Annotated in this window: 2 protein-coding genes; both read right to left on the bottom strand. The window is 42.9% G+C overall.

The annotated features are described in order from the left end of the window. Window positions 1-186 precede the first annotated feature (186 nt). Window positions 187-5,127 (bottom strand): S-layer homology domain-containing protein, encoded by a 4,941-nt coding sequence (locus J2T13_RS19545; RefSeq protein WP_429374039.1) that lies wholly within the window; start codon window positions 5,125-5,127, stop codon window positions 187-189. Window positions 5,128-5,679: 552 nt separating this feature from the next. Next, window positions 5,680-7,911, bottom strand: a complete 2,232-nt coding sequence (locus J2T13_RS19540) for a carbohydrate-binding domain-containing protein (protein ID WP_429374038.1) — start codon at window positions 7,909-7,911, stop codon at window positions 5,680-5,682. Window positions 7,912-8,054: the final 143 nt, after the last annotated feature.

Raw genomic sequence — 8,054 nt, 5'->3', positions numbered from 1 at the left:
TCGCCATACGCAGGTATCCTAGCTACGAAGGTGGCTTGGTCCCTCCTTCGGTTGGACTTTCACCAACTAGATAATGCGTGCCTCTGGGCACGCCACAACAAAAAAGACACCTAAACGGTGTCTCTTCTGATAAAGTGTGGAGGCGAACCGTGACTGTGCAAAACCACAATTCGCCGTAGTTATTTATTAAATGAATTCGGCTTTTTGAAGAAGTCGCTGAATGATTGCTGCGGTTTCTGCTCTCGTAATATTGTGCAGAGGACGTAGTTCGCCTTTGTAACCGCCAATAACGCCGACTTCAATGGTTAACGCTGTAGCTTGATAAGCCCAAGATGCCAATTGTTCACTATCCTCGAAATGGTTGATTAATTCTTGCTGCTTCGTAACATTTATCTCCTTATTCAGTTCCACAAGCTTCATTGCCCTAGATAGAATAACCATCGCTTCCTGTCTAGTAATCTTCTCATTAGGGTTGAAGGAACCGTCGCTATATCCATCGACCAACCCATAAGAATATCCGATCTGAACGGCTTGATGATACCATGCTTTCTCCTCTATATCCTTGAAATGAAACGTCTTGTTAGCTGAGCTTAAGCCTAATGCTCTGATCATAATAGACATAAACTCTGCACGTGTAATATCGCGATCCGGTAAGAACCGTTGCTCGTCTGCTCCATTGATGATAAGTCTTGATGCTAGGTCATTGATGCTTTCGTCCGCCCAATGTTCGGATACATCATTAAAGGTTTTTTTATTGTAAATAAGTCCATAAGTGCTATTAGTCATACTATTAAGGTTAGCGTAATCTTGCCCACCTTCATGTACTATCTTCGTTGGGATGTGAACAATCGTTCCATCCGACATAAGCTTTACTCCCGTTGTAATGCGTGTGAGATCCATCCCTGCGGGTATTGCAATGCGTCTTTCTACAAAAGTATCGAATTGATTTAATTCTATATCCTTATCCCCATATAACCCTATAATAGAAAAACTCACTGGCGGCACAACAAGTGAAATCTGTTCATCAACCAAATTGTCAAATGCTGACATAGGGAGATTAATCAGTTCCACCTTGATCTTCATATCCCGCACAGGGACATTAGCCCCTAATTGATTACGCCACTTATTAACACTAACTTGATCTAAGGGAAGAGTATATACTGCGGTTTCAGTAACCACTTGAATGATTGCATTCTTCTTTACCAAGCTTTGTAGGAGTTCAGCATTCATCTCCCAATGAACGGCATCAGAATGGTTAAGAACTGTAATAGTAATAACCGGTTTGCCACTCGATTCATTCAGCAATCCTTGAAGTTGAGCTTCTTCCAAGAAGACCGTTGTTACCTTTTTTCCTTCTACCATATTAACATCAACTTTAGTTGCATTCTCCGAATTACTGCCCGTACTAATAACAACATCAACTTTAGCTACATTCTCTGGCTTACTGCCCGTACTAATGACAGCATCCACACTAGGAACGCTACCTGTGCTGCCCGTACTTCCAGAACCGCCGCCGTTAGAACCAGAGCTTTCTTGGTAAGTAATTGAAGCCATATTGGCCACACTAACATTACCCGCAGCATCTCGGAATTGGACGTAAAGCTTCTTTAATCCCGAGCTACCCTTTAAACTCCAATTTTTCGCAAGTAATACATTCTCCCAATTCAACCATGTAAGATTATCTTCGGAAAAACGCATTTCTGTCACACCGCTGCCTGCGCCATCTGAAGAAGTCAAAGTTACTGCCACTAACTTATTGCTTGTCGTGGTTTCACCTTTATTTATAATGATGGTTCCAGTAGGTATTGTTTGATCCAGCTTAATAACATCATGGATTGTTCCACTCACATTGCCAGCCTTGTCTTTAAACTGTACATATACCGTCTTCTCGCCGTCACCCGTTATAGGACTCCAAGCCTTTGTTATCGCTGATGGCTCCCAGCTTCCCCAGTCACTTCCGTTGCTAGAAAAGCGCATCTCCACTACACCGCTGCCATTATTTCCGTCATCGCTAGTCAGAGAGAGTGTAACGTCCGTCACATTCGTCCATTCTGCACCTGCTTGAATGATGACCGTACCCGTTGGTGCCGTTGCATCAATTTGGAATTGAATGGTTGTCGCATTGCCTGCCGCATCCGTTACAACCAGCGTGTACGTTCCATCCTGATCAATCTCTGTACCGTTTATATACGCAGTTCCATTCAGCTTCGCCGTTCCTTCGTTGAAACTGGGAGTTACCGATTTATAAATTTCACCCTCCGTTATTCCCGTAACCATAGGTGCCACATTGTCAATCTTAAAATTAACGGTTGTTGCATTACCTGCGGTGTCCGTTACAACCAGCGTATAATCCCCCTCCAGTACGATCTCCGTACCGCTGACAAAGGTAGTTCCATTCAGCTTTCCCGTTCCTTCGTTGAATTCAGGAGATACCGACTGATAAACCCCACCTTCGCTTACTCCTGTAATTGTAGGTGCTAACGTATCGATGGTGAAGCTTATGGTCGTCACATTACCTGCCGCATCCGTTACAATTAGTGTATAGATGTCGTTCTGATCGATCTCTGTACCGCTCGTATAGGCTACTCCATTCAGCGTCGCGGTTCCTTCGTTGAATTCTGCCGTCACCTTGGTTGTGAATATTCCATTGTTCGCAACTCCAGTAACAACAGGAGCGCTCTTATCTATCGTGAAGCCTACCGTTGTTACATTATCTGCGGGATCCGTGACAACAAGTGTATAGATACCTTCTTGTGTAACTTCTGTACCACTCGTAAAGGCTGCCCCATTCAATGTTGCTGTTCCTTCGTTATAATCTAACGTCTTACTTATCTTGTAAGCTCCGCCATCCGATACTCCCGTCACCACTGGAGCTACCGTATCAATTACGAAGCCTACTGTTGTTACATTGCCTACCGCATCTATGACAACGAGCCTGTAGACTCCATCTTGATCAATCTCTGTATCCTTAGCAAAGGGCGCTCCATTCAATGTTGCTGTTCCTTCGTTGAAGCCCACGGTTACTTTCGTTTTATAGAAATCACCGTCGCTCACTCCCGTCACAACTGGCGCGGTCTTATCCACCTCGAAACTCACGGTTGCCACATTACCTGCCGCATCCGTTACGACTAGAGTGTAAACACCATCCTGTACAACATCCGTGCCACTGGTAAAGGCAACTCCGTTCAACGTCGCCATTCCTTCATTAAAGCTCGGGGTTACCTTTGCTTTGTATATTCCTCCAGCGGTTACACCCGAAACTGTAGGAGCTACTGTATCAATCTTGAAGCTTACGGTAGTTACGTTTCCTACCTCATCCGTTACGACCAGGGTGTAACTGCCATCCTGATCAATATCCGTCCCGCTGGCAAACGGCGCACCATTCAATTTTGCTGTTCCTTCGTTAAAGGAAACTTTAACAGCCGCTTTGTAATTTCCATTGTTGGCAATCCCCGTCACTATAGGTGCTACCTTATCAATCCCGAAGATTACTGTTGTTTTATTGCCTGCATCATCTGTTACAACTAGAGTATACACACCACCTATTGTAACCTGTGTATTATTCACAAAAGCTGCTCCGTTTAAAGTCGCTGTCCCTTCGTTAAAGGTAATCGTTTTGCTTGTATTGTATATACCACCATTCGCTACTCCCACCACGTCAGGTGCTATCGTATCAACCTTGAAGCTCACCGTCGCACTATTGCCTGCCGGATCAGTGACGATCAGCGTATAGCTTCCATCCTGCGTAATAGTTGTACCACTGGTGTAGGGATTCCCATTGAGCAATCCGCTGCCTTCCGTAAATTGAGGAGAAACTGTGCTGTTATATGCTTTATTATTTACCACATTCGTAATATCAGGAGCGATCGTATCTACTGCAATCACATTGCTAATAACACCGCTGCTCGAATTATTTACTTTATCTTTATATTGTACATATACGGTCTTAGCTCCCTCACCAGCCGGGAGGACCCATGATCTCCCATTAAGGTCAGCAATATTGAACCAGCTGGTCTGCCAAGTGCCATTAATATTAGAGAGACGCGCCTGATCAGTTCCTGAGCCGCTTCCATCCGTATAAGTTCCTTTCAAGGTGACAGTAGCCGAGTTCGTCCATGCAGCGCCATCATTAATAATGATTGTTCCTGTTGGAGCTGTCTGATCCAATAGAATGGTCTGTGAAGAATTCGATGAGACTCCATTGTTGGAATCCATAAGCTGCATATAGATGGTCTTCGACCCATCTCCTCCGCTTAGACTGAATGTTGCTGTATTGCTGAATGGCAGCCAAGATGCCGCTGATAAATTGGCAACGCTATCGGCAAATCTCATATGGGTAACACTATCGCCTGCATCAGGATCGGATCCTGTTACAGATAGATTGACGGTGTTGGTGTTCGTTGCTGCTCCCTCCACAATTGTGAAAGCTCCTGTAGGAGGGTTATTAACCGGTCCAGTCTCATAAGTAACGACTAGCTTCGGACGGAATGCAGCATTAGAAGCTTCTAAGGAGTAAAATAAGAATCTTCCGCTGTCCATATCTGCTTCATTCCCGTTAAGTATAAAAGTTACATTGCGATCAGAACCATCCGTAAAGGCATCTACAGAGCTCTTGACGTTTAGTGTAATCTTTTGATCCTGAAGATACGTACCCATCGGTACTTCCGCAGTGCTTTGCGCCGTAAATTTATCTGTATAAGGGCTAGTTGTATCTACAGAGGGGAAGGAACCATTAAAATTATGGTCCAAACTATTCGCAGCAGAACCCCTTGCCTCCATGTACAAAGTGTGATCTGGGACTCTTAATACAGTAGCAACAGTCAAGACCAACTCCGCTGATACAACAGTCCCTTCTGGAGCACCTAGATTAAAAGATGCAGCCATTCTATTGCGCACATTGACGAAGCCGTCATTATTGCTCATTCCAACATAGAGAATAGCATCGCCGTCATGATCATAGATTCCGTTATATTCCGCTTGACCATTTAATTCCATCGTATCAGCAGTGGCTGTGTAGGTCTTTGTAACTGTCCCCCCTGCCGCCTCAGCTCTTGGTACCAACCCGGGTGTGATTGTCGTGAATACCATAATAAGAGTCATTAATAGAATTGAAATTCTTTCTTTCATTGTTTCTCCCCTTTTCATCAAAAAAAATCAATATACTATACTACACTGGGTGATGAACTTAACTTATAACCTGTCCGTCTACAAATATACTTGAAAAGCGTATACGTACTGTTCTTGGAAGAAGAAGAGGTGTGAACCCACTATCTCCATATTTGTATGTTATCAATCTATTATATAATTAAATCATTTTAGAGAATAGTTACTGCTGTCATCAATATTGTCATATGACAAATTAGTATATTTATCCAATTATCCTGTGTCATAGATTTTAAAATTTAAAAGAACGAAAAACCCGACATTTTGCAGTCGAGTTACATGTTGGAGACAATTCAATACAGAAATAAAGGAACTCCTACATAAATCAAATTACTAGAAATCATGATTACACACACCAAAAACACCATCCTCATACGAATGGTGTTTTTGGTGTGACGAGGGGATTTGAGCCTCCCGCTCATTTTGGCAGGGTTCAATTGAAAAATAAATCCCAGTCGCCATATGCAACAATCTATTTCCATTTATACTTTTCATGCTATTGTCAGCACGAGGCGATTATAGCAGCTTACTTAATAGAGTCGCAAGCTCTGCGCGAGTCATTGTACCCGTAAGAGTATTTGGGAAGAGATCGTCTACCGAAATATTTAATCCGCTCAATTCTACATATCTCGATATAACAAGCTTCATCTGCTCAGCAGTCAGATTAGCCTTTGGCATGAAGTTTCCTTTTCCATCGCCAATAACAAGTCCACTTTCCACTGCCCAACCAACATATCCGCTATACCAGCTATTTTTCACAACATCATTGAAGGAGCTAGATTCAGTTTGCTCTATTTTAAGAAGTCTACCAAGAGTTGTAATCGCAGTTGCACGTGCTACTGGTGAATTTGGTGAAAACCGAGTCGAGCTCGTTCCAATCATAATTCCCTTTTCATACAAAGTCTTAATGGCATTATAAGAAGCGTCGTTTGACTTCACATCCGTGAAGGGTAACACACCTATTGCAAATTGCCATTGTGATACCCCAGTGTATGTTTCATTAGAGGACACTACCGCAATGGTAAGACGATATTGCCCATCCTCCTTGGGCATAATTTTGGATAAGTCACCTTTCAACTCAGATAGAAGATACGTTTCAGAATAGTTCTCTGAAGGCACATCTGTTACTGTTAGCTGAATATCACTTTCAGGAACAGCTGCACTTGCTGTAACTCCCTCCAATACAATACTTTCACCCGAAGCTACACTTTGAATGCCAGCACCTTTATTGACGGTAAAGGTAACTTTCGTTTTATCGTTATTGTCAGTCGCCTCGGAAATACCTGAAAAGCTATGAACAGAATTCGTTATTACGAATGCTGTAGAGCCTTCACCGCTTACTGTTGTGTTTTGTCCATCTCGATTAAAGCCACCTTCTCGCATTCCTTGCATACCATCAGGAATTTCTGGAGGCGTGCCCTCTGGCATTTCTGGACGCTCACCTGTTGGAGGAGTACCTTGTCCAGCTTGTCCGTTACCACCGGTAGGAGGATTTCCACCAAAGCCGCCACCCATCATGCCAAAAGAATTTCCTGTATATTGCTGCTGTACTCCATTCATGTACAGATGATATTCAGTATTGAGCTTAAGGTCAGCAGATGAAAATGTTACGCTTTGAAAGTTCTTTTCCGCAGTATGGTTTAGAAGCTCCTTACCTTCCGCGTCTGTTAATTTGATAATACTTCCCACTGCTTGTGTCGTAGCAAAAGACAACTCAATAAACGGCTGCTTAGAAGTAGAAGAAGAAGCATCATTACGCGTTCCTAGTGCAATCACTGTACCACCATTAATGATAATATCACTATCAGCATCAATACCACCGTCAGGGCTACGGTCGTTAGCCATAGTAACAATAGTTCCACCGTTAATTGTTAAGTAGCCGTTGGAGTCAATCCCATCACCTTCTGCTCCTAGACCTGCATTCACGTGGAGATATCCACCATTGATACTTGTAACCGAAATTCCATCCTCATTCGTATTGACTCCATCATCCTGAGCCTCAATATAAACCTTTCCGCCGTTGAGAGCTAAGTGCAGCTCAGAATCGAGCCCTTCATTTGTAGCAGTAATATGTAGCTCTCCTGTTTCCTTAGCTTCTCCAGAAATGTTCATGGACATTTTAGAATAGAAGGCTCCATCATATTTATGAAGCTTTTTCGTTGTGCCCTCTTTATAAATTCGTGCGACATAAGAGCCGCTTACAGTGTTGACAGAGTCATCTGCTAATATAACCTGTGCACCTGCATCACTAAGATCGACAATTCCTTTTGTGTCCTCAGTATTGGAGTATGGCTCATACACATTGTAGAAAATAACTGCGGGAGCCACTGTATTCGTAATATCTACTCCGTCTAAAATAAGTGTCACGACCGCTGTAGGATCAGAAGCCGCATCCTCTCCCAAATCAATTGCAAGCTGTCCTTTCGATAGCTTGCCTGATACACGATAAGCTCCAGGTTTCGTAATGGTCACAACTGTATGATCGGCTGCTTCCTCCGCACTGTGTGCATCTGAATCTGTACCTTCTCCATAGCTACTGTCATGTCCTTCCTCATAATACACAATACTAGCTCCTGCATATACAGCTGCCGATGAACTCGTTGACGCCTTTTGTCCATCAACTGTTACTGTTGTATCAGAAATGTTAATAACCGTTTCCTTCGTTGTTGTACTAGCAGAAGCAATCCCCACCACACTAGCCATTGTCAAGATTAAGACAAGCATAAGAGACATTGTACGTTTCAGCATAGTATCTCACTTCCTTTCAATAGATTTAATATACGATTAGTATATATTACCTTTCTTAAACAAAGCTTATCTGAAGCTTATACTAAGCTGAAAATACACTGAATGCTCTGCTAGTTATATTCTCCAAAATTCTACAACTACAA

This window comes from Paenibacillus sp. DS2015, assembly GCF_050433705.1.
GTDB lineage: Bacteria > Bacillota > Bacilli > Paenibacillales > Paenibacillaceae > Paenibacillus_AQ.
The sequence above is the reverse complement of the archived record's forward strand: the minus strand, read 5'-3'. Positions and strand labels throughout refer to the sequence as shown.

Bases quoted from the DNA above. Each gene is read 5' to 3' on its own strand.
- J2T13_RS19545 (WP_429374039.1), bottom strand. From the start codon at position 5,127: ATGAAAGAAAGAATTTCAATTCTATTAATGACTCTTATTATGGTATTC.
- J2T13_RS19540 (WP_429374038.1), bottom strand. From the start codon at position 7,911: ATGCTGAAACGTACAATGTCTCTTATGCTTGTCTTAATCTTGACAATG.